Raw genomic sequence first — 25,888 nt, 5'->3', positions numbered from 1 at the left:
CAGCCCCGCGGCGGGCTAGGTTCTGCGCTCTGCCTTTGCCGCAGGTAGCGTCCGCCGCAGCTGGGCTATCAGCTCTCGGCGAAAATCACCCAGACGCGGGCGATCGTCGCCGATCCACGGCAGCGGACGGCACAGCTCCATCGCCTTGATCCCCAGCCGCGCGGTCAGCAGCCCCGCGCCGATCCCCTGCGCCGCCCGCGCCGACAGCCGGGCCGCCAGATCCTGGGAGACCCAGTCCATGCCCACCTCCCGCACCAGCTCCGACGCACCGGCAAAGGCGATGTTCAGCAGCACCAGGCGGAACAGGCGCAGGCGGCTGTAATAGCCCAGCTCAATGCCGTACAGCGCGGCGATGCGATTGATCAGGCGCAGATTGCGCCAGGCGATAAAGGCCATATCCACCAGCGCCAGTGGACTGACGGCGATCATCAGGGTCGACTCGGCGGCGTAGCGGCTGATCTCCCGCCGCGCCTGGCTGTCCAGCACCGGCTGTACCAGCGTGGCGTACAGGGAGACCACCTCGCGGTCGCTGTGGGTCTCGTGCAGCGCCGCCTGCCAGCGCTGCACCGCCGGGTGGCTGCCATCCAGCCCGGCCTGGCGCAGCAGGCGCTCGCAGAATGCCCGCCCGCCGCGATACGCCGCCACAGGCTGCGACGCGGACGCAGGGCCATGCTGACCATCCCTTCCAACCGCCCCTCATCCTGCTCCGCCTCGGTCTCTGGCGGCGCCGATGGCGTAAATGCCTCGGCCTGATGCGCGTCGAATGCCATGCCCGGCTGCAGCGACGGCGTCGGCTCCGCGCTCAGCGACGCATCGAAATCGATGCGCGGTTTAATCGGATCGTTCACCGTAATTTATCTCCCAGCAAAAATTCCATCACGCTGTCCATACGGATATGCGGCAGCGGCGTATCCACCGCCGTGCGCTGCGGCCGGAACTGTTCAAAATGAAACCCCTGCTGCTGCCAGAATGCGGCCTGCGGCAGACGCGCCGGCACCTCGCCCGGATACACCGTCAGCGCCGCGCCATCGCTCAAGCGCTCCCCGCGCAGGGCCGGGATCGTCTGCCCCTGGTGATCCACCACGCCGCTCTGAGTCGCCTGGATCGCCGCGATGCCGGCGCAGTCCATGCTGATCCCCTCAAAGGCGGCGTTTTGCCAGGCATCCTGCACCAGCTGCTGCAGCAGCGAGACCAGGTTGGCGTGCTGATCGGCGGTCACATGGTCGGCCTTGCTGGCGGCAAACATCAGCCGATCGATACAGGGCGAGAACAGGCGGCGGTACAGCGTGCGCTTACCGTAGTTAAAGCTCTGCATCAGCTGGCTGAGGGCCAGCCGCATATCATTAAACGTCTGCGGCCCGCTGTTGAGGGGCTGCAGGCAGTCCACCAGGACAATCTGGCGGTCGAAGCGTGCGAAGTGCCGACGGTAAAACCCCTTCACCACTTCGCGGCAGTAATAGTCGTAGCGCTGGCGCAGCATGCCAATATTGCTGTGCCGATCGGCGCTGGCCAGGCGGGCCTCACCCGCCTCATCCAGCCCCGGCCAGGGGAAAAACTGCAGCGCAGGCGCGCCGGCCATATCCCCCGGCAGCACAAAGCGGCCCGGCTGAATAAAATGCAGGCCGCGCTGTTTGCACTGCAGCAGATAGTCGGTATAGGCCTGCGCGATGGCCGCCAGCTGGCGCTCGTCCGCCGCCGCCAGCGGATCGCAGGCGGCGCACAGGCGCAGAAACGGCTCGGCCAGCGTCCGCCGCTCACCCTGCAGCAGACCATTCATCTGGCGCGACCACGCCAGATAGCGCTGATCGAGCATCGGCAGATCCAGCAGCCATTCGCCGGGGTAGTCCACGATCTCCAGGTACAGCGTCGAGGTCTCTTTGAAGTGGCGCAGCAGCGACTCCCGACTGCGATAGCGCAGCGCCAGACGGATTTCGCTGACGCCGCGGGTCGGCGTGGGCCAGTCGGGCGGCTCGCCGTACAGCTGGGCCATCCCTTCGTCATAGGTGAAACGGGCCACCCCCAGCTCACGCTGCGGCACCCGTTTTACCCCCAGGATCCGCTCCTCGCGCGCCGCGGAAAACAGCGGCAGGCGCGCGCCGCTGTGGAGATGCAGCAGCTGATTGACCAGCGACGTAATGAACGCCGTCTTGCCGCTGCGGCTCAGGCCGGTGACCGCCAGACACAGATGGCGATCCAGGCCGCGATTAACCAACGCGTTGATATCGTGCTGTAGCCTCTTCTTCATATCTCTCCTTGCCGTTGTCCGGCTGACGCATCGCGCCGGACACCCTGCTGAAAATGGTGCGCCGTCACATAGCGTACGCTGCGGCGCAGCGCGGACGCCAGCGTCCAGCGCAGGATCAGACGCAGCGGGCGCCAGGCGACATAGCGGGTGACGCCGCCGGCGATGCCCGCCGGGGCGGCGCACAGCAGCAGCGGTGCGGCGTGACGCAGCAGTGCGGCGCACAGCGGTCCGGCGCGGCGCGCCTGACGAAAGAAGGTCATATGCCTCTCCTCGGGTATCCGGCGGCGCTGATAGGGCTATAGCTGACGGAAGCGCCGGTTCAGGCTAAACGCCGGCGAGGTCACATAGCGCTCCAGACGACGCAGCCGCTGTTCGCACGCCTCCAGCTCCCCGGCGGTGCGCGCCAGCTGCGCCCGCACGCCCGGCGCCTCGGGCGGCCGTTCGCCCTGTGCCACCGGCAGCGTAAAGGCCAGGATCAGGTACGCCGCCAGCGTAATGACAAACAGGCCGCAGAAGATCGACACGACCGCCATCGCCCGCACCAGAGCAACCGGAACATCAAAGTAGTCGGCGATCCCGGCGCAGACCCCCTTGAACACCCCGCGCTGAGGCAGGCGGTACAAACGACGCGGAGACAACGACGGGCTCATCAGGCGTCCCTCCAGCTGGGATGCTCCGCATCCAGAATCGCCTCCAGGGCGCCGATACGCTGGCGCATCCGCTGCGCCTCCTCGCTCAGCTGAGTCAGGCGCTGCTGCTCCTGCGCCTGCAGCACGCTGTCGCTGCGCTGGCGGTTGCCGTAGTGCAGCCACAGCCAGATAGGCAGGACAAACAGCACGAACAGAGTCAATGGAATGGCGAGAAACAGATAGCCCATAGATGCTCCTTGGATGGATGGGTCAGTGCGCCGAACCGCGGCGCGCCTATTCGCCGCGCTGCAGACGGGCCTTCATTTCACTCAGCTGACGACTGATTTCATCATCGGCCTTTAATTCAGCAAACTCCTGATCCAGGCTCTTCTTTTTGCCCAGCCCCACGCTCTCGGCCTCGGCCTCCATCTGATCGATGCGGCGCTCAAACTGCTCGAAGCGCGCCATCGCCTCATCCAGCTTGCCGCTGTCCAGCTGACGGCGAACATCGCGCGAGGAGGCAGCGGCCTGCTGGCGCAGCGCCAGCGCCTGCTGGCGGGCGCGGGTTTCACTCAGTTTACTCTCCAGCTCGCTGATTTCACGCTTCATTCGCTCAAGGGTCTCATCAATGCTCTCCACCTCATGCCGCAGCGTCAGCAACAGGTCGGCGACGCGCTGTTTTTCGATCAGCGCCGCCCGCGCCAGATCCTCTTTCTCTTTACGCAGGGCCAGCTCTGCTTTCTCCTGCCATTCGTGACACTGTAATGATGCCTGTTCGATGCGGCGCAGCAGCTGTTTCTTCTCCGCCAGCGCGCGGGCGGAGGTGGAACGTACCTCGACCAGCGTATCCTCCATCTCCTGGATCATCAGGCGCACCAGCTTCTGCGGATCTTCGGCCTTATCCAACAGCGTGTTGATATTGGCATTTACGATATCGGCAAAACGCGAAAAAATACCCATGATGTTATCCTCAGCTCAGTCAGTATTGCGGCCGCCGTGCTATACCCGCGGCCGCCACGGTGTACGTTGATATATACAAGAGCCATGCCAAGTCTACGCCGTGGCGAATAATCATTACAATTCAAAATGTTAATTATATTCCCTTCGGAGGATTGCAGAAAAAGAAGTGATGAGTTTTACTAAAAGATAGTGAAAATAACCACATTAAGGTGAGAGATGGCCGATCGCGATACCCTGCTGGGCGAAGACAACGCGTTTCTGGAGGTGCTGGAGCAGACCTCACGCCTGGCTCAATTGAACAAGCCGCTGCTGATCCTCGGCGAACGCGGCACCGGTAAGGAGCTGATCGCCCAGCGTCTGCACTATCTTTCGCCGCGCTGGCAGGGACCGTTTATCTCCCTGAACTGCGCCGCGCTCAGCGAGACCCTGCTGGACTCCGAACTGTTCGGCCATGAGGCCGGCGCCTTCACCGGCGCCCAGCGTCGTCATCTAGGGCGCTTTGAGCGCGCCGACGGCGGCACCCTGTTTCTCGATGAGCTGGCCACCGCGCCGATGCTGATCCAGGAAAAGCTGCTGCGAGTCATCGAGTATGGCCATCTGGAGCGCGTCGGCGGCAGCCAGTCGCTGCAGGTGGACGTACGCCTGGTCTGTGCCACCAACGCCGATCTGCCGGCGCTGGCCGCCGCGGGGCAGTTTCGCGCCGATCTGCTGGATCGTCTGGCGTTTGAGGTCATCGCCCTGCCGCCGCTGCGCCGGCGCCGGGCTGACATCCTGCCGCTGGCGGAGCACTTCGCCATGCAGATGTGCCGAGAGCTGGGGCGAGCGCTGTTCGGTGGCTTCAGCGCCCGCGCGCAGCGTACGCTGCTCGACTACCGCTGGCCCGGCAACATCCGCGAGCTGAAAAACGTGGTGGAGCGCTCTGTGTTTCGCCACGGCGACGGCGAGGGCGCGCTGGAGAACATCGTGCTTAATCCCTTCCCCCCCCCGACGTCGCCGCGGACGATGAGAGGGTTGCCGCGCTGCCGCTGGATCTGCGCGCCTGGCAGGGCGAGCAGGAGTGCCGCCTGCTGCGACACGCGCTGCGTCAGGCGCACTATAACCAGCGGCGCGCCGCCGACCTGCTCGGCATCACCTACCATCAGCTGCGCGGCATTATGAAAAAGCAGGGGATCGCGGCGATACCACCGCAGACGGCCGACGATACCGCGGCAATGGCACCGCGCGAATGAGGCCGACGACGGGATAAAAAAAAGCCAGCACCCGCGCTGGCATTAAAATGAAACTGTAAGCAATGTGAGCAATGTCGTGCTCCTCGCAGGCGCCTGTTAAACAGACCATTGAGGTGCGATTTGAATGATAATGTTTATCAATATCGTTTGCAAAGTTTTTTTGCCTCCGACGATAAAAACCGCGCCCAACCGGCGTCGCACGGCGCCAATTGTTTAATCACAGAGCAAATAATCCGCATCGGCGGCGCCAGCGATTGGGCCGGCCGGCAATGTACGTTACACTAGGCTATCGTTCAATGAACTGCCGCTGCTCCGTCGTGTTATGGTTCCGACGCCGGCAGCGTGCCGGGCGTCCCTACCTGTGCCGCCCGGCAGCACAGCCAACAACCTGTTGAAACCCCTATGCGCGCTCTGAAAACACTGTTTATTCCGCTGCTGCTCCTGTCGGCAGCGGTCACGGCGGCCGAGAAACCGGCGCCGCAGCCTGCCCCCGCTGTGCCGGATATCCGCCAGAGCGGATTTATCTATTGCGTCAACGGGATCGTCAATACGTTCAATCCGCAGATGGCCAGCAGCGGCGTGACGGTGGATACCCTGGCGGCCCAGCTCTACGACCGGCTGCTGGATGTCGATCCCTATACCTATCGCCTGATCCCCGAGCTGGCTCAAAGCTGGGAGGTGCTCGACGGCGGCGCGACCTATATTCTGCATCTGCGCCGCGATGTCCCGTTCCAGAAAACCGCCTGGTTCACCCCGACCCGCAACATGAACGCCGACGATGTACTGTTCAGCTTCGAGCGCATGTTCGATCCCAAGCACCCCTATCACGACGTCAACGGCGGTCACTATCCCTACTTCGACAGTCTGCAGTTCAGCAATGCGGTGCAGAGCATCCGCAGGCTGGACGATAACAGCATCGAGATTCGCCTGAAGCAGCCCGACGCCTCTTTCCTCTGGCACCTGGCGACCCACTATGCGCCGGTGCTCTCGGCCCAGTACGCCGAGGCGCTGGCCAAGCGCGGCCACCAGGCGCAGATAGACCGGCTGCCAGTCGGCACCGGCCCCTTTATGCTGGAGGAGTATCGCGCCGGGCAGTTTATCCGTCTGGCGCGTAACCCCCGCTACTGGAAAGGGACGCCGCGCATGGCGCAGGTGGTCATCGACCTGGGCGCCGGCGGCACCGGGCGGATCTCCAAGCTGCTGACCGGCGAGTGCGATGTGCTGGCCTATCCCGCGGCCAGCCAACTGGGTATCCTGCGCGACGATCCGCGCCTGCGCCTCACCCTGCGCCCGGGGATGAACGTCGCCTATCTGGCGTTTAACACCCGCAAGCCGCCGCTGGACAACGTCGACGTCCGCCGCGCCATCGCCTATTCGATCAATAACCAGCGCCTGATGCAGTCCATCTACTATGGTACGGCGGAGACGGCGGCCTCCCTGCTGCCGCGCGCCTCCTGGGCCTACGACAACGACGCGCGCGTTACCGACTACAACCCGGAGAAGGCCCGCGCCATGCTTAAGGCCGCCGGGATCAGCAACCTGCGCCTGCAGCTGTGGGTGCCGACCGCCTCCCAGGCCTATAACCCCAGTCCGCTGAAAACCGCCGAGCTGATCCAGGCTGACATGGCCCAGGTCGGCATCAAGGTCACCATTGTGCCGGTGGAGGGGCGCTTTCAGGAGGCCCGTCTGAACGACATGAGCCATGATATGACCCTCTCCGGCTGGGCGACCGACAGCAACGATCCGGACAGCTTCTTCCGGCCGCTGCTCAGTTGCGCCGCCATTCAGTCCCAGACCAACCTGGCCCACTGGTGCGATCCGGCGTTCGATACTCTCCTGCACCAGGCGCTGCAGTCCCAGCAGCTCTCCCAGCGAATTGACGACTATCAGGCGGCGCAAAAAATCCTGGAGCAGCAGCTGCCGATCCTGCCGCTGGCCTCCTCGCTGCGCCTGCAGGCCTATCGCCATGACATCAAAGGGCTAGTGCTCAGCCCGTTCGGCAACGCCTCGTTCGCCGGGGTCTATCGCGATATGCCCCCGCCGCCCCCGGCACCCACGCCCATGCCGCAGGACAAGGAGAAACCATGATTATTTTTACCCTGCGGCGCCTGCTGCTGCTGCTGGTCACGCTGTTTTTCCTGACCCTCGTCAGCTTCAGCCTGCTCTACTTCACGCCCCATGCTCCGCTTTCCGGGGCGTCGCTCACCGACGCCTATCGCTTTTACCTGCACAGCCTGTTGCAGGGCGACTTCGGCGTCTCCAGCATCAACGGGCAGACCATCGTCGGACAGCTGCGTGAGGTGGTCCCCGCCACCCTGGAGCTGTGTATCCTGGGATTCCTGCTGGCGCTGTTCTGCGGCATCCCCATGGGCATTGCCGCCGGGATGATGCGCGGACGCTGGCCGGACGGCGCCATCAGCACCCTGGCGCTGCTCGGCTACTCCATGCCGGTATTCTGGCTGGCGCTGCTGCTGATGCTGTTTTTTGCCCTGCACCTGGGCTGGCTGCCGGTCTCCGGGCGCTACGACCTGCTCTACCCGGTGCCCAACATCAGCGGCTTTGCCCTGGTGGATGCCTGGCTCTCCGACTCCCCCTACCGCCGGCAGATGCTGCTCAGCGTGCTGCGCCACCTGGTACTGCCGGTCAGCGTGCTGGCGCTGGTACCGATGACCGAAGTCATCCGCCTAATGCGCCTCAGCACCGACGGCGTGGTCGGCCAGAACTACATCAAAGCAGCGGCAACCCGCGGCCTATCGCGGCTGACCATCATTCGCCGCCACGTGCTGCACAACGCCCTGCCGCCGATCATTCCCCAGTTGGGCCTCCAGTTTTCCACCATGCTGACCCTGACGATGATCACCGAGGTGGTGTTCAGCTGGCCGGGGCTGGGGCGCTGGCTGATCAACGCCATCCGCCAGCAGGACTTCGCCGCCATCTCGGCCGGCGTCATGGTGATCGGCACGCTGGTTCTGGTGGTCAACGTTCTGTGCGATATCATCGGCGCCGTCACCAGTCCGCTGAAACATAAGGAGTGGTATGCACTTCGATAACGTCTACCGCGAGAAAAAGGTCCCCAGTCCGCTGCGGCAGACCTGGTATCACTTTCACGCCGACTCGCTGGCCATGATCGGCCTGTATGGCGTCGCCGCGCTGCTGCTGCTGTGTCTGTTTGGCAGCCTGTTGGCGCCCTATGGGCTGGATCAGCAGTTTCTCGGCTACCAGCTGCTGCCCCCCTCCTGGTCGCGCTATGGCAACGTCTCCTTCTTCCTCGGCACCGACGATCTGGGACGTGATCTGCTCAGCCGCCTGCTGTGCGGCGCGGCGCCAACCTTTGGCGCCGCGCTGACCGTCACCATCGCCGCCAGCCTGTGCGGCGTGCTGATCGGGGTGCTGGCCGGCGTCACGCACGGACTGCGATCGGCGATCCTTAACCATATTCTCGATACCCTGCTGGCGATTCCCTCGCTGCTGCTGGCGATCATCGTGGTGGCCTTTATCGGGCCGCGCCTGGAGCACGCCATGCTGGCGGTATGGCTGGCGCTGCTGCCGCGCATCGTGCGCGCGGTCTACAGCGCGGTGCATGAGGAGCTGGAGAAGGAGTACGTGGTCGCGGCGCGCCTGGACGGCGCCTCGACCTGGTTTATTCTGTGGGACGCCGTGATGCCCAATATCGCCGGGGTGCTGGTTTCTGAATTCACCCGCGCGCTCTCCATGGCGATCATCGATATTGCCGCGCTCGGCTTTCTCGATCTCGGCGCCCAGCTGCCGTCGCCGGAGTGGGGCGCCATGCTGGGGGACTCGCTGGAGCTGCTGTACGTGGCCCCCTGGAGCGTCATGCTGCCGGGCGGCGCCATTATGATCAGTGTGCTGTTGGTCAACCTGCTGGGCGACGGGTTGCGTCGCGCCGTCAACGCCGGGGTAAAATAATGCCGCTACTCGATATCCGCAACCTGACCATTGAGTTCATGACCCCCGAGGGCCCGGTCAAGGCCGTCGACCGCGTCAGCCTGACCCTCAGCGAAGGTGAAATCCGCGGCTTGGTCGGTGAGTCCGGCTCCGGCAAGAGCCTGATCGCCAAAGCCATCTGCGGGGTAACCAAGGAGAACTGGCGGGTGACCGCCGACCGAATGCGCTTCGACGACATCGACCTGCTGCGCCTGTCGCCACGTCAGCGACGCCGCCTGGTCGGCCATAACGTCTCAATGATCTTCCAGGAGCCGCAGTCCTGTCTCGACCCCTCCGAGCGCATTGGCCGCCAGCTGATCCAGGCGATCCCCGGCTGGACCTATAAAGGCCGTTGGTGGCAGCGCTTTCGCTGGCGCCACCGCCGCGCCATTGAGCTGCTGCACCGCGTCGGCATCAAAGATCACCGTGACGCCATGCGCAGCCTACCCTACGAGCTGACGGAGGGCGAATGCCAGAAGGTGATGATCGCCATCGCGCTGGCCAACCAGCCGCGTCTGCTGATCGCCGATGAACCGACCAACGCCATGGAGCCGACCACCCAGGCGCAGATCTTCCGCCTGCTGGCGCGCATGAACCAGAACAACAACACCACTATTCTGCTGATCAGCCACGATCTGCAGACGATGAGTAAGTGGGCCGACCGCATTAACGTCATGTACTGCGGGCAGACGGTGGAGAGCGCCAGCTGTGAAGAGATCCTCAGCGCGCCGCACCATCCCTATACCCAGGCGTTGATCCGCGCGATGCCCGACTTTGGCCGGGCGCTGCCGCCCAAGAGCCGCCTGAATACCCTGCCCGGCGCCATTCCGTCGCTGGAGCATCTGCCGATCGGCTGCCGCCTGGGGCCTCGTTGCCCCTACGCCCAGAAAAAGTGTATTCAGACCCCGACCCTGCGCAGCGTGAAAAACCACCGTTTTGCCTGCCATTTCCCGCTCAACACGGAGGAGGCCCAGTGATGAAAACGCTGCTGGAGGTCCACGGCCTGGAAAAGACCTTCCGCTACCGCACCGGCTGGTTTCGCCGCCAGCGGGTCGATGCGGTCAAACCCCTCAGCTTCACCCTGCGCGAGGGACAGACGCTGGCGATCATCGGTGAAAACGGCTCGGGGAAATCGACCCTGGCCAAGATGATCGCCGGCATGGTCGAACCGAGCGGCGGCGAGATCGTCATCGACGATCAGCCGCTGCGCTACGGCGATTACCGCTACCGCAGCCAGTGTATCCGAATGATTTTTCAGGATCCCGCCACCTCGCTCAACCCGCGTCAGCGCATCGGCCAAATCCTGGACGTACCGCTGCGGCTGAATACCGATCTGGATGCCCCGGCGCGCGAGGAGCGGATCAATCAGACGCTGCGTCAGGTCGGGCTGCGCAACGATCACGCCTACTACTATCCGCATATGCTGGCCGCCGGCCAGCTGCAGCGCATCGCCCTGGCGCGCGCGCTGATCCTGCAGCCCAAGGTCATCGTCGCCGATGAGGCCCTGGCCTCTCTGGACATGTCCATGCGCTCACAGATCATCAACCTGATGCTGGAGCTGCAGCAAACGCACGGCATCGCCTATATCTACGTCACTCAGCACCTCGGCATGATGAAGCACATCAGCGATCAGGTTCTGGTAATGCAGGCGGGCGAGGTCGTCGAGCGCGGCAGCACCGCCGAGGTGCTCGCCGCCCCGCTGCATGATTTGACCAAGCGTCTGATCACCAGCCACTTTGGCGAGGCCCTGACCGCCGACGCCTGGCGCCGCGACGGCGGCGGCTTTTAACCCGCGCCGGGCGTCGTCGCCCGGCCCCCCCTTAGCGAAGGAGACGAACGCCGCGACCCGCGGGCGTCCATGAATCTGTTTGAGGTAAACTGCTTGTGGCTCTGATTGTCGAAAAACTGCATGCGCATCTGATACTGGCCGCCGTACTGCTGCTGCTCAGCGCGATGGTATATGGCCTGCGCAAGTGCCGGGGAAACCGCGGCACCGCCCTGCTCCAGGTGGCGCAGACCCTGCTGTGGCTGCTGCTGGTACTGCTGCTGTGCGAAGGGATCAAAAAATACCTGGTCATGGTCGGACTGTGGCCGTGGATTAAATATATCTCCTTCTGCCAGACGATCCTGATCATCTTTGTCCTGTTTAAGGCCATCTCATCGGCCATCAATATCATCGCCGACCGACAGGTTAAAAACGGGATCAACCGCTCGAAGACCCTGGTGGTGATCCGCGCCATTAACATCATCACCCTGTTCCTATTGGCGACCCTATTCGGCGAGCAGCTGGGGCTGAATATGTCCGGGCTGCTGACCTTTGGCGGCGTCGGCGGCGTCGCCATCGGCATCGCCAGCCGCAACATCCTTAGCAACCTGCTGTCCGGCGTGATGCTTTACTTCGATCGGCCCTTCAACGTCGGTGACTGGATCCGGCTGCCGGAGAAGAATACCGAAGGCGTGGTGACCGAGATCAGCCTGCGCACCACCAAGATCGTCACCTTCGACCAGAAGCCGCTGTATATTCCCAACGCGGTCTTTTCATCGATCATGATCGAAAATCCCGGGCGCAGCGACTACCGCAAGGTCGAGCTGGCGGCGATCGTCAAAAGCTTTGATGCACAGCAGGTCAACGCCCTGCTGGGGCTGATCGGCGATAAAGTGGCGCAGGATCCGCGGGTCAACGGACAGCTGGATACCTTCATTCATATGCACAGTATTACCAAGGATGGTATCCAGATCCTGATTAGCCTGTTCGCCAACACCCGTGACTACGAGGTCTATCTGGCGCTCAGGCAGAGCCTGATCGTCTACACCGTCGACGCCGCCAGCGCGCAGGGGCTGGAGGTCACCTGCTGATCGGCAGCGCTCGGGGCGATCAAAAAAGGCCGCATTCGCGGCCTTTTTAGCATGTGACGTTGGCGTCGGTGGTACGTTACAGCGTCACCACGTCGAACTGCACGTCCGGATTCACATCGGCGTCGTAATCTACCCCGTCCAGACCGAAGCCGAACAGGCGCAGAAACTCCTGTTTGTAGCCGCTGTAGTCGGTCAGCTGGCTGAGGTTCTCGCTGGTGATAGACGGCCACAGATCGCGGCAGGTCTGCTGTACGTCGTCGCGCAGCTCCCAGTCATCCATGCGGATGCGGGCGTGATCGTCCAGCGCCATGTCGCTGCCGTACAGGCGCGTGCGCATCATACGGTCAACCTGCTCCATGCAGCCTTCGTGGATGCCCTTTTCCTTCATGATCTTGAAGGACATCGAGATGTACAGCGGCATCACCGGGATCGCGCTGGAGGCCTGCGTCACCACCGACTTCAGCACGGCGACGTGGGCCGTACCGCCGTGGGCGGCGAGATCGCCGCGGATGCCCGCCGCGGCGCGGTCCAGATCTTCCTTCGCGCGGCCCAGCGTGCCGTGCCAGTAGATAGGCCAGGTCAGATCGGTACCGATGTAGGAGTACGCCACAGACTTGGCGCCGTCGGCCAGGACCCCGGCGTCACGCAGCGCGGACATCCACAGTTCCCAGTCCTGCCCCCCATCACGGTGATGGTGTTCTGGATCTCTTCTTCCGTCGCCGGCTCGACGCTGGCGGAGATGATCTGATCCTTGTTGGTGTCGATGGCGGTGGTGGTATACACCTCCCCGATAGGCTTCAGCGCCGAGCGAACCACCTCGCCCGTCTCCGGCAGCTTGCGCACCGGTGAGGCCAGCGAGTAGACCACCAGATCCACCTGCCCCAGATCCTGCTTAATCAGCTCGATCACCTGCTGGCGGCATTCGTTGGAGAAGGCATCGCCGTTAACGCTCTTGGCGTAGAGGCCCGCCTCTTTGGCCGCCTTGTCAAACGCGGCGGCGTTGTACCAGCCGGCGCTCCCGGTCTTGGTTTCCGTACCCGGCTTCTCAAAGAACACGCCGATGGTGGCGGCGCCGGCGCCAAAGGCTGCGGCGATCCGCGACGCCAGGCCATAACCGGTCGACGCACCGATCACCAGCACTTTTTTAGGGCCGTTCTCAATCGGCCCTTTAGCCTGGGTATAGGCGATCTGACGACGGACGTTGGCCTCACAGCCAACCGGATGGGTAGTGGTGCAGATAAAACCGCGAACCTTGGGTTTGATAATCATAGTGTCTCTTATCCGTTTTATGGATGAAATCAGGGCATAAGATAGCGCATTGTACCCCAATTGGGTGCTCTGATGTGTTGTCCGCGGCGAAAAAGTCCCGCGTGTCCCCCTTTTCCCCGACGCCGCTCTCGACTAGGCTTGCAGTACCGATCGCTGCGCGCGTCGGCAGCGTCACTGTTATCCATCAGGGAGAAGCCATGAGTCCAGCCAGCAGTGCGACCCCACTCACGCCGGAGCAGGCGATCAATCGCCTGGGCGCTTACTATGACGGCGCCGTGCGCGCCCTGCGCGACGCCATCGGCGCCTTTGTCGAGCGCGGCGAGGTGCCCGACCCCGCGTCGCGCGCCGCCGGGTGCTTTGTCTACCCGGCGCTGCACGTCTCCTGGGACGGTGAAGGTAAGCCCGGCGAGCGCACCCGCGCCTACGGCCGCTTCAACCATCCCGGCCACTATGTCACCACCGTCACCCGGCCGGAGCTGTTCCGCGGTTATCTGCTGGAGCAACTGACCCTGCTGGTGCGCGAATATGGCGCCCGCATCGAGGTTCACCCCTCAGACCAGGAGATCCCCTACCCCTATGTTATCGACGGCGCCGAGCTGGGGCTTGACCGCATGCTGAGCGCCGCGCTGGCCCGCCACTTTCCGACGCCGGATCTCGCCAGCATCGGCGATGAAACCGCCGACGGTGCGCTGCTGGGGCGGCAGGATGCCCCACTCTCCCACTTTGACGCCCTGCGCACCGACTTCTCTCTGGCCCGCCTGCGCCACTACACCGGCACCCCGCCCGAGCACGTGCAGCCCTATATTCTGTTCACCAACTACACCCGCTACGTCGATGAGTTCGTACGCTGGGCCCGGCGCCAGATAGGCAACCCCAACAGCGGCTATCGGGCGCTCTCCGGCGCCGGCGGCATTTACATCGATGCCGCCAACGCGGACGACGATCAGCTGGTCAGCGATCTGGCATGGAAAAACCATCAGATGCCCGCCTATCACCTGATCGGCGACGATGGCACCGGTATCACCCTGGTCAATATCGGCGTCGGCCCGTCCAACGCCAAGACCATCTGCGACCATCTGGCGGTGCTGCGCCCCCACGCCTGGCTGATGATCGGCCACTGCGGCGGCCTGCGTCAAAGCCAGACCATCGGCGACTATGTGCTGGCCCACGCCTACCTGCGCGACGACCATGTGCTGGACGCGGTGCTGCCGCCGGACATCCCGATCCCCAGCATCGCCGAGGTGCAGCGGGCGCTGTACGACGCCACCAAGCAGATCAGCGGCATGCCCGGCGAACAGGTCAAGCAGCGGCTGCGCACCGGCACGGTGGTAACCACCGACGACCGTAACTGGGAGCTGCGCTACAGCGCCTCGGCCCGGCGCTTTAACCTCAGCCGCGCGGTAGCGGTCGATATGGAGAGCGCCACCATCGCCGCCCAGGGCTACCGTTTTCGCGTGCCCTATGGCACCCTGCTGTGCGTCTCGGACAAGCCGCTGCACGGAGAGATCAAGCTGCCCGCCCAGGCCAACCGCTTCTATCAGGGCGCCATCTCCGAGCACCTGCAAATCGGGATCTACGCGCTGGATCTGCTGCGCGCCGAGGGCGACCGCATGCACTCCCGCAAGCTGCGCACCTTCAATGAGCCGCCGTTCCGCTAGCGTGGGCGTCCACGCAGCTGAATTCGCCTCTCTGGCCTGCCGCGCTTGCCCCGGCGGGCCACTTTGCGTAACAATGGCAGCCACTTTTTTTGGTCATCACGATCGCTCACCAGCCGGAATCACTATTTCACACTATGTTTCAGGACAACCCGCTGCTTGCCCAGCTAAAACAGCAACTTCACTCGCAGACTCCCCGCGTGGAAGGCGTGGTCAAGGGAACCGACAAAGGCTTTGGCTTTTTAGAGGTCGACGCGCAGAAAAGCTATTTCATTCCGCCGCCGCAAATGAAGAAAGTGATGCACGGCGACCGCGTCCGTGCCGCCGTTCAGGTTGATAAAGAGCGCGAAATCGCCGAGCCGGAAGAGCTGCTGGAGCCGTTCCTGACCCGTTTTGTCGGGCGTATTCAGAAAAAAGAGAACGATGAACGCCTGTCCATCATCCCGGATCATCCGCTGCTGAAAGACGCCATCGGCTGTCGTCCGGCACGCGGTCTGGATCGCGCCTTCAAGCAGGGAGACTGGGTGCTGGCCGAAATGCGCCGCCATCCGCTGAAGGGTGACCGCAGCTTCTTTGCCGAGATCACCGCCTTCATCACCGACGGCGGCGACCACTTCGCCCCCTGGTGGGTGACCCTGACCCGCCACGATCTGGCGCGCAGCGCGCCGCAGTGGCAGGCGGGAGTCCTGCAGGAAGAGGGGCTGGAGCGCGAAGATCTGTGCGCGCTGCCGTTTGTCACCATCGACAGCGCCAGCACCGAAGACATGGATGATGCGCTGCACGTGCGCGAGAACGCCGACGGCAGCCTGCGTCTGACCATCGCCATCGCCGATCCGACGGCCTACGTCAGCGCCGACAGCCCGCTGGACGCCGAAGCGCGCCACCGCGCCTTCACCACCTATCTCCCGGGCTTTAACATCCCGATGCTGCCGCGCGATCTCTCTGACGACCTGTGCTCGCTGCGCGAAGGGCAGCGCCGTCCGGTGCTGGCCTGCGAGGTTACCCTCGACGCCGACGGCGGCCTGCGCGACGACATCCGCTTCTTCTGCGGCTGGATCGAGTCCAGGGCCAAGCTGGTCTACGATCGGGTCTCCGACTGGCTGGAGGGCTGCGGCGACTGGCAGCCGCCGAGCGACGCTATCGCCGCCCAGATCCGACTGCTGCACCGCGTGGCCAACGCCCGCACCCAGTGGCGTCAACGGCATGCCCTGGTGTTCCGCGATCGCCCGGACTACCGCTTTGTTCTCGACGATCACGGCGACGTTACCGATATCGTCGCGGAGCCGCGCCGCGTGGCCAACCGTATCGTGGAAGAGTGCATGATCACCGCCAACGTCTGTGCGGCGCTGGTGCTGCGCGAACGCCTCGGCTTCGGGATCTACAACGTCCATACCGGCTTCGATCCGGCGCTGGTGGAGCAGGCCGTCTCGTTACTGAACGCCAACGACGTCGCCGCCAACGCCGAAGCACTGCTGACGCTGGATGGCTTCTGCACCCTACGCCGCCATCTCGACTCGCTGCCGAGCACCTTCTTGGATAGCCGTATCCGCCGCTTCCAGACCTTTGCCGAAATCAGCACCGAGCCGGGGCCGCACTTTGGCCTAGGGCTGGAGGCCTACGCTACCTGGACCTCGCCGATCCGCAAGTATGGCGATATGGTCAACCACCGCCTGCTGAAGGCGCTGATCGCCGGTAAGCCGGCGACGCGGCCGGACTCAGCGATGACGCTGCAGCTGGCCGAGCGCCGCCGCCAGAACCGGATGGCGGAGCGCGACGTCGGCGACTGGCTGTACGCCCGCTTCCTGAAGGACAAGGTCAACGCCCCGACCCCGTTCAACGCCGAGATCATCGATATCTCACGCGGCGGTATGCGCGTCCGCCTGCTGGAGAACGGCGCGGTGGCCTTTATTCCGGCCTCCTTTATCCATGCCGTGCGCGACGAGATGGTATGCAGCCAGGAGAACGGCACCCTTCAGGTGAAAGGCAACGTCGTCTACCGCCAGGGCGATACTATCCCGGTGACCCTGAGCGAGGTACGTCTCGATACCCGCAGCCTGATCGCCCGCCCCTTCAGCGCCTGATGCCGAAGGCTCTGGCCCGCCCCGCGCGGGCCAGTTTTTAGGCGATCTCCTGACGCCCAACGGCCCTTTTTGTGCCCTCTCCCGCCGCGACGCGTTCCAATATAGTAATCACAGTGATAGTTTTACACGCATTGATTTACGTATCCCTAACGCCGCCCACCGGGCGCACTGGAGCCAGTCATGAGTCATATTCTGTTGCTTAACGGCATGAAACCCTTCGGCCACTCTAACGGCCAGCTGAACACCACGCTGCACGATACCGCCCGGGAGTGCCTAGGCGCGCTGGGACACACGCTGCGCGCGACGACGATCGACCAGGGATACCAGATAGCCCAAGAGGTGGAGAATCTCCTGTGGGCGGACTGCATCATCTATCAGATGCCGGGATGGTGGATGGGGGAACCCTGGATCGTCAAAAAATACCTTGATGAGGTCTTTACCGCCGGCCACGGCCGTCTGTACACCAACGATGGCCGCACCCGCGCCGACGCCAGCAAGAAATATGGCTCCGGCGGACTGCTGCAGGGCAAAAAATATATGCTCTCCCTGACCTGGAACGCGCCGCAGGAGGCCTTTGACGATCCGGCCCAGTTCTTCCACGGCCAGGGAATCGACGGCGTCTACCTGCACTTTCACAAGGCCAACCAGTTCCTCGGAATGGCGCCCCTGCCGACCTTCCTGTGCACCGACGTCATCAAGCGTCCGGACGTCGAGCACAACGTGGCGCGCTACCGTGAGCACCTGACGCGCCTGTTTACCGACGACGCCCGCTGAATCCGACGCAAAAAAACGGGGTGTCTCGCCCATCGCGAGACACCCCGGATACGGTGGCCATCCCCGGCCGCCGTACAGCGGTCTAGGTTATTCGGCGACGCGCGCGCGCTCGGCGGTCAGCTCGGCGATACGCATGATCACCGATACCGCCTTCTCCATCCCTTCCAGCGTAATAAACTCATGTTTACCGTGGAAGTTATAGCCGCCGGTAAACAGGTTCGGGCACGGCAGGCCGCGGAATGACAGCTGCGCCCCGTCAGTGCCGCCGCGGATCGGCCGTTCGATGGGCTCGATCGCCAGATCGCGCATCGCCTGACGCGCCAGGGCGACGATGTGCGGATGCTTCGCCACCTCGTCGCGCATATTGTAGTAGCTGTCGTCCAGCGTCACCTCAATGTAGCAGTCCGGATGCATCCCCTGGCCCACCTGCTTGGCGATCGTCATCATGTGCTTCTTGCGCGCCTCAAATCCCTCGCGGCTGAAGTCGCGCACGATATAGTGCATCTCGGCCTTCTCTACGCTGCCCTTCATCGACACCAGATGGTAGAACCCCTCATAGCCGTCGGTCTGCTCCGGCACCTCCGCCGCCGGCAGCAGCGCGTGAATGCGGTTGGCCAGCCCCAGGGCGTTAACCATCACCCCCTTGGCACTACCTGGATGCACGTTATTGCCGATGATCTTGATGTTGACGGAGGCCGCGTTAAAGTTTTCGCACTCCAGCTCGCCCACGCCGCCGCCATCCACGGTGTAGGCCCACTCCGCACCAAAGGCCGCGACGTCGAAATGCTGGGCACCCTTGCCCACCTCTTCATCCGGGGTAAAGGCCACCCGGATCTCACCGTGGGGGGTGTTCCCCAGCTTGAGACGCATCATCGCCGTCATAATTTCAGCGATCCCCGATTTATCGTCGGCCCCCAGCAGGGTTTTACCGTCGGTGGTGATCAGGGTCTGCCCCAGCAGCTGGTGCAGCACCGGAAACATCACCGGAGAGAGAATTTCATCGCCGATCCCCAGGGCGATATCGCCACCGCGGTAGTTTTCGACGATCTGCGGATTCACGTTTTTACCGCTGGCGTCCGGCGCCGTGTCCATATGGGCGATAAAACCGATGGTCGGTACCGGCCAGGCCACGTTGGCGGGCAGCGTCGCCATCACGCAACCGTGTTCGCTGAGCGTGACCTGCTCCAGCCCCAGCGCCAGCAGCTCGCTCTGCAGCGCACGGGCCAGCCTGAACTGCCCCTCGGTACTCGGGACCTGACGTACCCCTGGTTTGGACTGTGTGTCAAAAGAAACATAGTTAAGAAAACGATCAAGTAAGTTATTCATTTGGTATTTTCTCCCTTCTTGTTGCCCCATTATGCGGAGCCACCTCCGGCGAAATATTGCGTCAGGTCATTTTTACCGGGGTTTGCCTTTTCTCCTGACAGAAAAAATCTGACCTCTGCCCCGATTCAGCGAAAGCGGTGAATGATTTGTAAACGAATCGAAGCAAATGCCGGGATTTACGCAGGAAATCCGTGAATTCTGCGCGCCTCAGCTTTCAATTATTGTCCGCAGGGTCTATCATGCGCGCTCTAAAAATTTGATCGACGCCGCTGGTTTCGAGCGCCGGGAGTTCCGGTGCGCTCACGCAGTCTTTTTCAGCGGCGGTTCTATCTGCAACATCTCTCGGGATAGAGTAACCACTAAATGACTGAAACTTCCTCTGTAGACGCCCAGGCGCTTCCGGTCGTATGCCTGACCCATATCCGCAAATCCTTTGACGGCAAAGCGATCATTCCCGATCTCGACCTGAGCATTAATCACGGTGAATTTGTCACCATCCTTGGCCCCTCCGGCTGCGGCAAGACCACCGTGCTGCGTCTGATCGCCGGTCTGGAAGAGGTCGACAGCGGCCATGTCGCGCTGGACGGCGAAGAGATCACCCACCAGCCAGCCGAGCAGCGCCATGTCAATACCGTCTTCCAAAGCTACGCCCTGTTTCCGCACATGAGCGTCTTTGAAAACGTGGCCTTTGGCCTGCGCATGCAGAAAACCCCACACCATGACATCGCGCCGCGCGTCATGGATGCCCTGCGCATGGTGCAGTTGGACGAGCTGGCCCAACGCCGCCCGCATCAGCTCTCCGGCGGCCAGCAGCAGCGGGTGGCCATCGCCCGCGCGGTGGTCAATAAGCCGCGGGTGCTGCTGCTGGACGAGTCGCTGTCGGCGCTGGACTACAAGCTGCGCAAGCAGATGCAGAACGAGCTGAAAGCGCTGCAGCGCAAGCTGGGAATCACCTTTATCTTCGTCACCCACGATCAGGAAGAGGCGCTGACCATGTCCGACCGCATCATCGTGATGCGCGATGGGCGTATCGAGCAGGACGGCTCGCCGCGCGAGATCTATGAGGAGCCGAAAAACCTGTTTGTGGCCAGCTTTATCGGCGAAATCAACATATTCGATGCCGAAGTGCTGCAGCGCATCGATGAGCAGCGGGTGCGCGCCAACGTAGAGGGGCGCGAGTGCGATATCTACGTCAACCCGGCGCTGCCGGTCAGCCAGGGCGACCGGCTCAAGGTGCTGCTGCGGCCGGAAGACCTGCGCGTGGAGGAGATCAGCGACAGCGAGCAGGTCGACGGTATCATCGGCTATGTGCGCGAGCGCAACTACAAAGGGATGACCCTGGAGTCCACCGTAGAGCTGGAAAACGGCAAGATGGTGATGGTCAGCGAGTTTTTCAACGAGGACGATCCCGACGTAGACCATTCGCTCGATCAGAAGGTCGCGGTCACCTGGGTCGAAAGCTGGGAGGTGGTGTTGCCTGATGAAGAAATCGCGTAAACTGTTTCAAAATGTCGTGATCGCACTGGTGGTTGGCTGGCTGTCGCTGTTCGTCTTCCTGCCTAACCTGATGATCATCGGCACCAGCTTTCTGACCCGCGACGACGCCAACCTGGTACAGATGGTGTTCACCTGGGGCAACTACGCCCGGCTGTTCGATCCGCTGTATGCCGAGGTGCTGCTGCACTCGCTCAACATGGCGCTGATCGCCACCCTGTGCTGTCTGATCATCGGCTATCCCTTTGCCTTTATTCTGGCGCGGCTGCCCCACCGGGTACGTCCGCTGCTGCTGTTTCTGCTGATCGTCCCATTCTGGACCAACTCGCTGATCCGGATTTACGGGCTGAAGCTGTTCCTCAGCACCCGCGGCTACCTCAACGAATTCCTGCTCTGGGTCGGCATCATCGATCAGCCGCTGCGGCTGATGTACACCTCCACGGCGGTGGTGCTGGGGCTGATTTACATTCTGCTGCCCTTTATGGTGATGCCGCTCTACTCCAGCATTGAAAAGCTGGATCGCTCGGTGCTGGAGGCGGCGCGCGACCTGGGCGCCAACCGGCTACAGACCTTCATGCGCATCATCGTCCCGCTGACCATGCCGGGGATCGTCGCCGGCTGCCTGCTGGTGTTGCTGCCGTCGCTGGGCATGTTCTACATCGCCGACCTGCTGGGCGGCGCCAAAAACCTGCTGATCGGCAACGTCATCAAGAGCCAGTTCCTCAATATCCGCGACTGGCCGTTTGGCGCCGCCACCAGCATCTGCCTGACGCTGGTGATGGGGGTAATGCTGCTGATCTACTACCGGGTCGGTAAGCTGCTCAACCGCAAGGCCAGCGATTTGGCAGACTGACGGATAGGCGCGGCGCCCGCGCCGTGCCGAGAGGTCAAAGTTTAATATCCATTTGTTTTGTTTGACAAAATTTTGTCGAATGGTTTGGAGAAGATAACAAAATTGTCTAATCTGCATAAGTATAACGCGTGCGTATGCCGCGCCGCCCGGGAGGATCTGCCATGCTCGGACGCCTGATGCGCGGGGGCTTCATGTCCCTCATCTACGCTTACTTATATATCCCTATCATTATTTTGATCGCGAACTCGTTTAACAGCTCGCGCTTCGGCATCAACTGGAAAAGCTTTACCCTGAGCTGGTACAGCACGCTGATGAACAACGATAGCCTGCTGCAGGCGGCGGGCCACTCGATCACCATGGCCGTGCTCTCCGCCACCTTTGCCACTCTGATAGGCTCCCTGACCGCCGTGGCGCTGTTCCGCTACCACTTCCGCGGCAAGCCCTTCGTCAGCGGCATGCTGTTTGTGGTCATGATGTCCCCGGATATCGTCATGGCCATCTCCCTGCTGGTGCTGTTTATGTTGCTAGGGGTCTCCCTGGGCTTCTGGTCCCTGCTGTTCTCGCACATTACCTTCTGCCTGCCCTTCGTGGTGGTCACCGTCTACTCCCGCCTGCGGGGCTTTGACGTCCGCATGCTGGAGGCCGCCCGCGATCTCGGCGCCAGCGAGCTGGTTATCCTGCGCAAAATCCTGCTGCCGCTGGCCATGCCGGCGGTGGCCGCCGGCTGGCTGCTGAGCTTCACGCTGTCGATGGACGATGTCGTGGTCTCCTCCTTTGTCACCGGTCCGGGCTATGAGATCCTGCCGCTGAAAATCTACTCGATGGTCAAGGTGGGGGTCTCCCCGGAGGTCAACGCCCTGGCCACCATCCTGCTGGCGCTGTCGTTGCTGCTGGTGCTCGCCAGCCAGCTGATCCTGCGCGACCGCACCCGCAGCTAGCCCCGAGACGGGCGGCCGCTGCACCGCCCGTCTCGCCGTGGCCCCCCACCCGGCGGCGCCGATTATCTTTTTTTGCTACTGCATTAAAATATTCAGATGCCCGCTCCTCAGGTCGGGCGATTTCCCCCCTGCTATGCGTACTGTGCCGCATTTTGGCGTGAAAATGTCTCCCCGCCCCCCGCCGGGTACCCCCGATCGGCCGCCCCGCTCAAAATGACGCAGCGCAGCGGGAAATTACCGTACCAACTGCTCAGATTAGAATGCAAAATAGCATTGGTCATACCTTGTACTGTGATCTGATTCGCAAATAGTCATATAATTACGACCAGGACTTGATTAATTAAGCGGCGCGCACCGTGAGGGAGTACGGTCACCACGTCTGACATAAGACAAAACGGGGCTAAAATGGCGTCTTCTACAAAAAAAATCGGGCTTTTTGCCTGCACGGGAATCGTTGCCGGCAATATGATGGGCAGCGGTATCGCCCTGCTGCCGGCAAACCTCGCCAAAATTGGTTCCATCTCTATTTTTGGTTGGTTAATTGCCTTGGTCGGCGCAATGTCGCTGGCCTTTGTCTTCGCTCGTTTGACTACACGCGATCCACAGGTAGGCGGCCCTATCGCCTACGCGGGTCGTCTGGGCCCAGCCTTTGGCTTCCAGACCGCCGTGCTCTACTATCACGCAAACTGGATCGGTAACCTGGCCGACTGCCTGGCCGGGGTCGCCTATCTGTCGGTCTTCTTCCCGATGCTCAACGACCCGATACCGGCGGGCATCGCCAGTATCGTCATCATCTGGATCATGGCCTTCATTAATATGATGGGCGGAACCTGGGTGAGCCGTCTGACGACCCTGGGGCTGATCCTGGTGCTGATCCCGGTGGTCGGTACCGTCATCGCCGGCTGGCACTGGTTTGATCCGGCGCTGTATCATGCCAACTGGAACACCACCCGGAGCAGCAGCGGCAGCGCCGTACTGCACAGCATTCTGATCTGCCTGTGGGCCTTTGTCGGCGTAGAGAGCGCCGCGGTCAGCTCCGGGCTGGTGAAGAACGCCAAGCGCACCGTGCCGCTGGCCACCATGCTGGGAACCGCACTGGCCGGACTGATCTACATTCTGGCGACCCAGGTGATGAGCGGAATGTTCCCGGCGCAGACCATGGCCAACACCGGCGCCCCCTTCGCCGCCAGCGCCTCGATGATCCTCGGCCCCTGGGCCGCTCCGGTGGTCTCGGCCTTCACCGCCTTCGCCTGTCTGGCCGCACTGGGATCGTGGATGATGCTGGTGGGCCAGGCCGGGGTACGCGCCGCCCGCGACGGTAACTTCCCCCGCATCTACGGCGGGGTTGACGCCCACGGGGTACCGCGTAAAGGGATCGTGCTGTCGGCGCTGAAGATGACCGCCCTGATGGCGCTGATGACCTTCTTGGCCGCCAGCGGCGCCAAAACCTCCGATATCTTCGGCGATTTGATCGGCATTGCCGTGCTGTTAACCATGCTGCCCTACTTCTACTCTTGCGTTGCGCTGATCCGCCTGGAGGGGCCCTCCCTGCACCACGTGCTGAGCCTGACGGCCGCCACCCTGGGCTGCCTGTTCTGCTTCATCGCGTTAAGCGGCGCGGAGTCGGTCAAGCTGGCGCTGACCTTCATCATCAGCCTGAGCATCCTGATGTTCTATGCCCGCCGCCAGGGCTTTCATGAGAAGGCCTACGCCCGCCTCAACCAGCAGGCGCCGCGCTAAGCGCCGCCACACCGCCGTCCGCGCCCCTTGCCGGACGGCACATCCGCCCATCGGCGTCCGGCGGCGGCCAAGGCTTTACCCCCGTCGTCGCCGCTCCTATAATAGCCCGCCTGTTTGTTGTGGTGCGCCAAGGCGTTACGGCGGCGGACAGTTCCACCTTCTGTTTCGACCTTCACTATAGGGATACGCTGAATGAAAAAGTGGTCACCTCTGGTAGCCGCAGGTTTGCTGGCAATGGGAGCTCATGCCGCACATGCTGCCGATGCGCCGAAAACCGACAATAATACGGTCTACTTCTACAACTGGACCGAATATGTCCCGCCGGGGCTGCTGGAGCAGTTCACCAAGGAAACCGGAATTAAAGTCATCTATTCGACTTATGAATCTAACGAAACCATGTACGCCAAGCTGAAGACGTACCGGGAAGGCGCCTACGATCTGGTGGTGCCCTCCACCTACTATGTCGCCAAGATGCGTAACGAAGGGATGCTGCAAAAGATCGATCACGACAAGCTGAGCAACTTCCACAACCTGGATCCCAATCTGCTGCACAAGTCGTTTGACCCGAAGAATGACTACTCCATCCCCTACATCTGGGGAGCGACGGCGATCGGGGTCAACAGCGATGCCATCGATCCGGCCAGCGTGACCAGCTGGGCCGACCTGTGGAAGCCAGAGTATAAGGGCAGCCTGCTGCTGACGGACGATGCGCGCGAAGTGTTCCAGATCGCCCTGCGCAGGCTGGGTTACTCGGGCAATACCACCGATCCCAAGCAGATCCAGGAGGCCTATCAGGCCCTGGTGAAGCTGATGCCCAACGTGCTGGCCTTCAATTCCGATAACCCGGCCAATCCGTTTATGGAGGGCGAGGTCAATCTGGGCATGATCTGGAACGGCTCCGCCTATGTGGCGCGCCAGGCCGGCACGCCGGTGCAGATCGTCTGGCCGAAAGAGGGCGCCATTTTCTGGATGGACAGCCTGGCCATTCCGGCCAATGCCAAAAATCCCGAAGGCGCGATGAAGCTGATTAACTTCCTGCTACGCCCGGACGTCGCCGCGCAGGTCGCGGAAACCATCGGCTATCCGACCCCGAACCTGGCGGCTCAAAAGCTGCTGCCTAAAGAGGTGGTCAGCGACAAGTCGCTCTACCCGGATGCGGAGACCATCGCCAAGGGCGAATGGCAGAATGACGTCGGCAGCGCCAGCGAAATCTACGAAACCGATTTCCAGAAGCTGAAGGCCGGGCGCTAAGCGCCCTCAGCGCAGGGGGAGCCACTCCCCCTGCCATCGCCCCTCAGGCCACGCTCTTGAACGCGCGAATCCGCTGCAGATGCGGCGACAGGCTGGGGAACTTGTGCCCCTGCCGCTCATCCCACACCACATCATAGTACGGCGCCAGCAGCCCGGCGCTGCGCTGGCTATCCAGCACCTCATCGTGGCGCGACAGCAGCACCAGACTACGGCCGCGGTTACGGCTGCGGAAATTCTCCACGCACTTGGTGGCGATGTCCGCATACTCTTCGGGGCGATCGATGAGCCCCGGCATCGTCTCCTGCGGGAACAGGTTCGGGTTCACCATCACCTGGCGGATACCGCAGAGAAAACCGATGCGCTCGGCCCAGTATCCCCCGAGCCCGACGCCGCAGATCAGCGCGCCCGGATCGTCGCTCTGACGGACGACCCGGCTCACCTCGTTGAGCAGATACTGCATGTCGTGCCGCGGATGACGCGTGCTGTAGCTGATCAGCCGCACGTCCGTATCGATAAACTGCAGCTGCAGTACCTTTTCATGATTGCCCGGACTGGTGGAGTCGAAGCCATGCAGATAAATAATCATACGTCTCCCTAAGCGGTCTCCCGCACGTGTCATCCACGCCGCAGGTCACCTTGATAT

Annotated in this window: 21 protein-coding genes and 3 pseudogenes; 15 read left to right on the top strand and 9 right to left on the bottom strand. The window is 62.6% G+C overall.

The annotated features are described in order from the left end of the window. Positions 1–15: 15 nt before the first annotated feature. The 6 genes and pseudogenes from QY76_RS10975 to pspA all read right to left on the bottom strand — a co-directional run bounded on the left by QY76_RS10975 (position 16) and on the right by pspA (position 3,834). A pseudogene (locus tag QY76_RS10975) lies at positions 16–848 on the bottom strand (TIGR01620 family protein). Next, positions 845–2,245 (bottom strand): YcjX family protein, encoded by a 1,401-nt coding sequence (locus QY76_RS10970; RefSeq protein ID WP_034163330.1) that lies wholly within the window; start codon positions 2,243–2,245, stop codon positions 845–847. The pseudogene QY76_RS10975 and the gene QY76_RS10970 overlap by 4 nt, the downstream one beginning before the upstream one ends. Beyond that, positions 2,242–2,505, bottom strand: coding sequence for a hypothetical protein (locus tag QY76_RS10965; protein ID WP_034163329.1), 264 nt, complete (start codon positions 2,503–2,505; stop codon positions 2,242–2,244). Before QY76_RS10965 ends, QY76_RS10970 begins: the two co-directional genes overlap by 4 nt. Before the next feature lie 36 nt (positions 2,506–2,541). Beyond that, positions 2,542–2,895, bottom strand: coding sequence for an envelope stress response membrane protein PspC (gene pspC / locus QY76_RS10960; protein ID WP_015871156.1), 354 nt, complete (start codon positions 2,893–2,895; stop codon positions 2,542–2,544). Further along, entirely contained in the window at positions 2,895–3,122 is a 228-nt protein-coding gene (pspB, locus tag QY76_RS10955; RefSeq protein WP_012848702.1) for an envelope stress response membrane protein PspB, read from the bottom strand. The genes pspC and pspB overlap by 1 nt, the downstream gene beginning before the upstream one ends. A gap of 46 nt (positions 3,123–3,168) precedes the next feature. Then, positions 3,169–3,834, bottom strand: a complete 666-nt coding sequence (gene pspA / locus QY76_RS10950) for a phage shock protein PspA (RefSeq protein ID WP_034163328.1) — start codon at positions 3,832–3,834, stop codon at positions 3,169–3,171. A gap of 216 nt (positions 3,835–4,050) precedes the next feature. Between pspA and pspF the strand changes: the two are divergent. The 7 genes and pseudogenes from pspF (at position 4,051) to QY76_RS10915 (ending at position 11,864) form a co-directional block, all read left to right on the top strand. Then, positions 4,051–5,063, top strand: a pseudogene (gene pspF, locus QY76_RS10945) (phage shock protein operon transcriptional activator). A 402-nt stretch (positions 5,064–5,465) separates the two neighbouring features. Continuing rightward, a complete protein-coding gene (gene sapA / locus QY76_RS10940) occupies positions 5,466–7,151 on the top strand; it encodes an ABC transporter substrate-binding protein SapA (RefSeq protein ID WP_045428183.1) in 1,686 nt (561 codons plus the stop codon). Continuing rightward, positions 7,148–8,113, top strand: a complete 966-nt coding sequence (sapB, locus tag QY76_RS10935; RefSeq protein WP_045428179.1) for a putrescine export ABC transporter permease SapB — start codon at positions 7,148–7,150, stop codon at positions 8,111–8,113. Before sapA ends, sapB begins: the two co-directional genes overlap by 4 nt. Continuing rightward, positions 8,100–8,990, top strand: a complete 891-nt coding sequence (sapC, locus tag QY76_RS10930; RefSeq protein WP_034163324.1) for a putrescine export ABC transporter permease SapC — start codon at positions 8,100–8,102, stop codon at positions 8,988–8,990. Before sapB ends, sapC begins: the two co-directional genes overlap by 14 nt. After that, positions 8,990–9,985 carry a putrescine export ABC transporter ATP-binding protein SapD gene (gene sapD, locus QY76_RS10925; RefSeq protein ID WP_034163323.1) on the top strand — a complete coding sequence of 332 codons (996 nt, stop codon included), beginning with the start codon at positions 8,990–8,992 and terminating at the stop codon, positions 9,983–9,985. The genes sapC and sapD overlap by 1 nt, the downstream gene beginning before the upstream one ends. Further along, the gene (sapF, locus tag QY76_RS10920; protein ID WP_095666567.1) at positions 9,982–10,797 is read left to right on the top strand and encodes a putrescine export ABC transporter ATP-binding protein SapF; all 816 of its coding nucleotides are present in this window, start codon (positions 9,982–9,984) and stop codon (positions 10,795–10,797) included. The genes sapD and sapF overlap by 4 nt, the downstream gene beginning before the upstream one ends. Before the next feature lie 95 nt (positions 10,798–10,892). Continuing rightward, on the top strand, positions 10,893–11,864 hold the full coding sequence (locus QY76_RS10915) for a mechanosensitive ion channel family protein (protein ID WP_045428176.1): 972 nt from the start codon (positions 10,893–10,895) through the stop codon (positions 11,862–11,864). A gap of 76 nt (positions 11,865–11,940) precedes the next feature. Here the strand turns inward: QY76_RS10915 and fabV are convergent. After that, positions 11,941–13,133: pseudogene (fabV, locus tag QY76_RS10910) on the bottom strand (enoyl-ACP reductase FabV). Positions 13,134–13,330: 197 nt separating this feature from the next. Between fabV and QY76_RS10905 the strand changes: the two are divergent. The 3 genes from QY76_RS10905 (at position 13,331) to QY76_RS10895 (ending at position 17,643) form a co-directional block, all read left to right on the top strand. After that, on the top strand, positions 13,331–14,791 hold the full coding sequence (locus tag QY76_RS10905) for an AMP nucleosidase (protein WP_034163319.1): 1,461 nt from the start codon (positions 13,331–13,333) through the stop codon (positions 14,789–14,791). 134 nt (positions 14,792–14,925) lie between these two features. Beyond that, positions 14,926–16,869 carry an exoribonuclease II gene (locus tag QY76_RS10900; protein ID WP_034163318.1) on the top strand — a complete coding sequence of 648 codons (1,944 nt, stop codon included), beginning with the start codon at positions 14,926–14,928 and terminating at the stop codon, positions 16,867–16,869. Between the two features lie 180 nt (positions 16,870–17,049). Beyond that, positions 17,050–17,643, top strand: coding sequence for an NAD(P)H-dependent oxidoreductase (locus tag QY76_RS10895; protein WP_045428173.1), 594 nt, complete (start codon positions 17,050–17,052; stop codon positions 17,641–17,643). Between the two features lie 87 nt (positions 17,644–17,730). Here the strand turns inward: QY76_RS10895 and pepT are convergent, their stop codons facing one another. After that, complete coding sequence (gene pepT, locus QY76_RS10890; protein ID WP_049648817.1) at positions 17,731–18,969, bottom strand: peptidase T; 1,239 nt, start codon at positions 18,967–18,969, stop codon at positions 17,731–17,733. 363 nt (positions 18,970–19,332) lie between these two features. Between pepT and potA the strand changes: the two genes are divergently transcribed. The 5 genes from potA (at position 19,333) to potD (ending at position 25,245) form a co-directional block, all read left to right on the top strand. Then, positions 19,333–20,466, top strand: a complete 1,134-nt coding sequence (potA, locus tag QY76_RS10885) for a spermidine/putrescine ABC transporter ATP-binding protein PotA (RefSeq protein WP_034163315.1) — start codon at positions 19,333–19,335, stop codon at positions 20,464–20,466. Beyond that, positions 20,450–21,316, top strand: coding sequence for a spermidine/putrescine ABC transporter permease PotB (gene potB, locus QY76_RS10880; protein WP_034163314.1), 867 nt, complete (start codon positions 20,450–20,452; stop codon positions 21,314–21,316). The genes potA and potB overlap by 17 nt, the downstream gene beginning before the upstream one ends. Before the next feature lie 161 nt (positions 21,317–21,477). After that, positions 21,478–22,254: a spermidine/putrescine ABC transporter permease PotC gene (gene potC, locus QY76_RS10875; RefSeq protein ID WP_012848720.1), complete on the top strand. Its 777-nt coding sequence runs from the start codon at positions 21,478–21,480 to the stop codon at positions 22,252–22,254. A 405-nt stretch (positions 22,255–22,659) separates the two neighbouring features. Next, complete coding sequence (gene cadB / locus QY76_RS10870; protein ID WP_045428099.1) at positions 22,660–23,994, top strand: cadaverine/lysine antiporter; 1,335 nt, start codon at positions 22,660–22,662, stop codon at positions 23,992–23,994. 192 nt (positions 23,995–24,186) lie between these two features. Continuing rightward, positions 24,187–25,245 carry a spermidine/putrescine ABC transporter substrate-binding protein PotD gene (gene potD, locus QY76_RS10865; RefSeq protein WP_034163312.1) on the top strand — a complete coding sequence of 353 codons (1,059 nt, stop codon included), beginning with the start codon at positions 24,187–24,189 and terminating at the stop codon, positions 25,243–25,245. A 43-nt stretch (positions 25,246–25,288) separates the two neighbouring features. On the opposite strand, the gene ycfP is transcribed toward potD, so the two are convergent. Next, positions 25,289–25,831: an alpha/beta hydrolase YcfP gene (gene ycfP / locus QY76_RS10860; protein ID WP_034163311.1), complete on the bottom strand. Its 543-nt coding sequence runs from the start codon at positions 25,829–25,831 to the stop codon at positions 25,289–25,291. Positions 25,832–25,888: the final 57 nt, after the last annotated feature.

Origin of the sequence: Edwardsiella sp. EA181011, from assembly GCF_000800725.1 — a bacterium.
In the GTDB taxonomy this organism is placed as follows: domain Bacteria; phylum Pseudomonadota; class Gammaproteobacteria; order Enterobacterales; family Enterobacteriaceae; genus Edwardsiella; species Edwardsiella anguillarum.
The sequence above is the reverse complement of the archived record's forward strand: the minus strand, read 5'-3'. Positions and strand labels throughout refer to the sequence as shown.

Bases quoted from the DNA above. Each gene is read 5' to 3' on its own strand.
- QY76_RS10970 (WP_034163330.1), bottom strand. From the start codon at position 2,245: ATGAAGAAGAGGCTACAGCACGATATCAACGCGTTGGTTAATCGCGGC.
- QY76_RS10965 (WP_034163329.1), bottom strand. From the start codon at position 2,505: ATGACCTTCTTTCGTCAGGCGCGCCGCGCCGGACCGCTGTGCGCCGCA.
- pspC (WP_015871156.1), bottom strand. From the start codon at position 2,895: ATGAGCCCGTCGTTGTCTCCGCGTCGTTTGTACCGCCTGCCTCAGCGC.
- pspB (WP_012848702.1), bottom strand. From the start codon at position 3,122: ATGGGCTATCTGTTTCTCGCCATTCCATTGACTCTGTTCGTGCTGTTT.
- pspA (WP_034163328.1), bottom strand. From the start codon at position 3,834: ATGGGTATTTTTTCGCGTTTTGCCGATATCGTAAATGCCAATATCAAC.
- sapA (WP_045428183.1), top strand. From the start codon at position 5,466: ATGCGCGCTCTGAAAACACTGTTTATTCCGCTGCTGCTCCTGTCGGCA.
- sapB (WP_045428179.1), top strand. From the start codon at position 7,148: ATGATTATTTTTACCCTGCGGCGCCTGCTGCTGCTGCTGGTCACGCTG.
- sapC (WP_034163324.1), top strand. From the start codon at position 8,100: ATGCACTTCGATAACGTCTACCGCGAGAAAAAGGTCCCCAGTCCGCTG.
- sapD (WP_034163323.1), top strand. From the start codon at position 8,990: ATGCCGCTACTCGATATCCGCAACCTGACCATTGAGTTCATGACCCCC.
- QY76_RS10905 (WP_034163319.1), top strand. From the start codon at position 13,331: ATGAGTCCAGCCAGCAGTGCGACCCCACTCACGCCGGAGCAGGCGATC.
- QY76_RS10900 (WP_034163318.1), top strand. From the start codon at position 14,926: ATGTTTCAGGACAACCCGCTGCTTGCCCAGCTAAAACAGCAACTTCAC.
- QY76_RS10895 (WP_045428173.1), top strand. From the start codon at position 17,050: ATGAGTCATATTCTGTTGCTTAACGGCATGAAACCCTTCGGCCACTCT.
- pepT (WP_049648817.1), bottom strand. From the start codon at position 18,969: ATGAATAACTTACTTGATCGTTTTCTTAACTATGTTTCTTTTGACACA.
- potA (WP_034163315.1), top strand. From the start codon at position 19,333: ATGACTGAAACTTCCTCTGTAGACGCCCAGGCGCTTCCGGTCGTATGC.
- potB (WP_034163314.1), top strand. From the start codon at position 20,450: ATGAAGAAATCGCGTAAACTGTTTCAAAATGTCGTGATCGCACTGGTG.
- potC (WP_012848720.1), top strand. From the start codon at position 21,478: ATGCTCGGACGCCTGATGCGCGGGGGCTTCATGTCCCTCATCTACGCT.
- cadB (WP_045428099.1), top strand. From the start codon at position 22,660: ATGGCGTCTTCTACAAAAAAAATCGGGCTTTTTGCCTGCACGGGAATC.
- potD (WP_034163312.1), top strand. From the start codon at position 24,187: ATGAAAAAGTGGTCACCTCTGGTAGCCGCAGGTTTGCTGGCAATGGGA.
- ycfP (WP_034163311.1), bottom strand. From the start codon at position 25,831: ATGATTATTTATCTGCATGGCTTCGACTCCACCAGTCCGGGCAATCAT.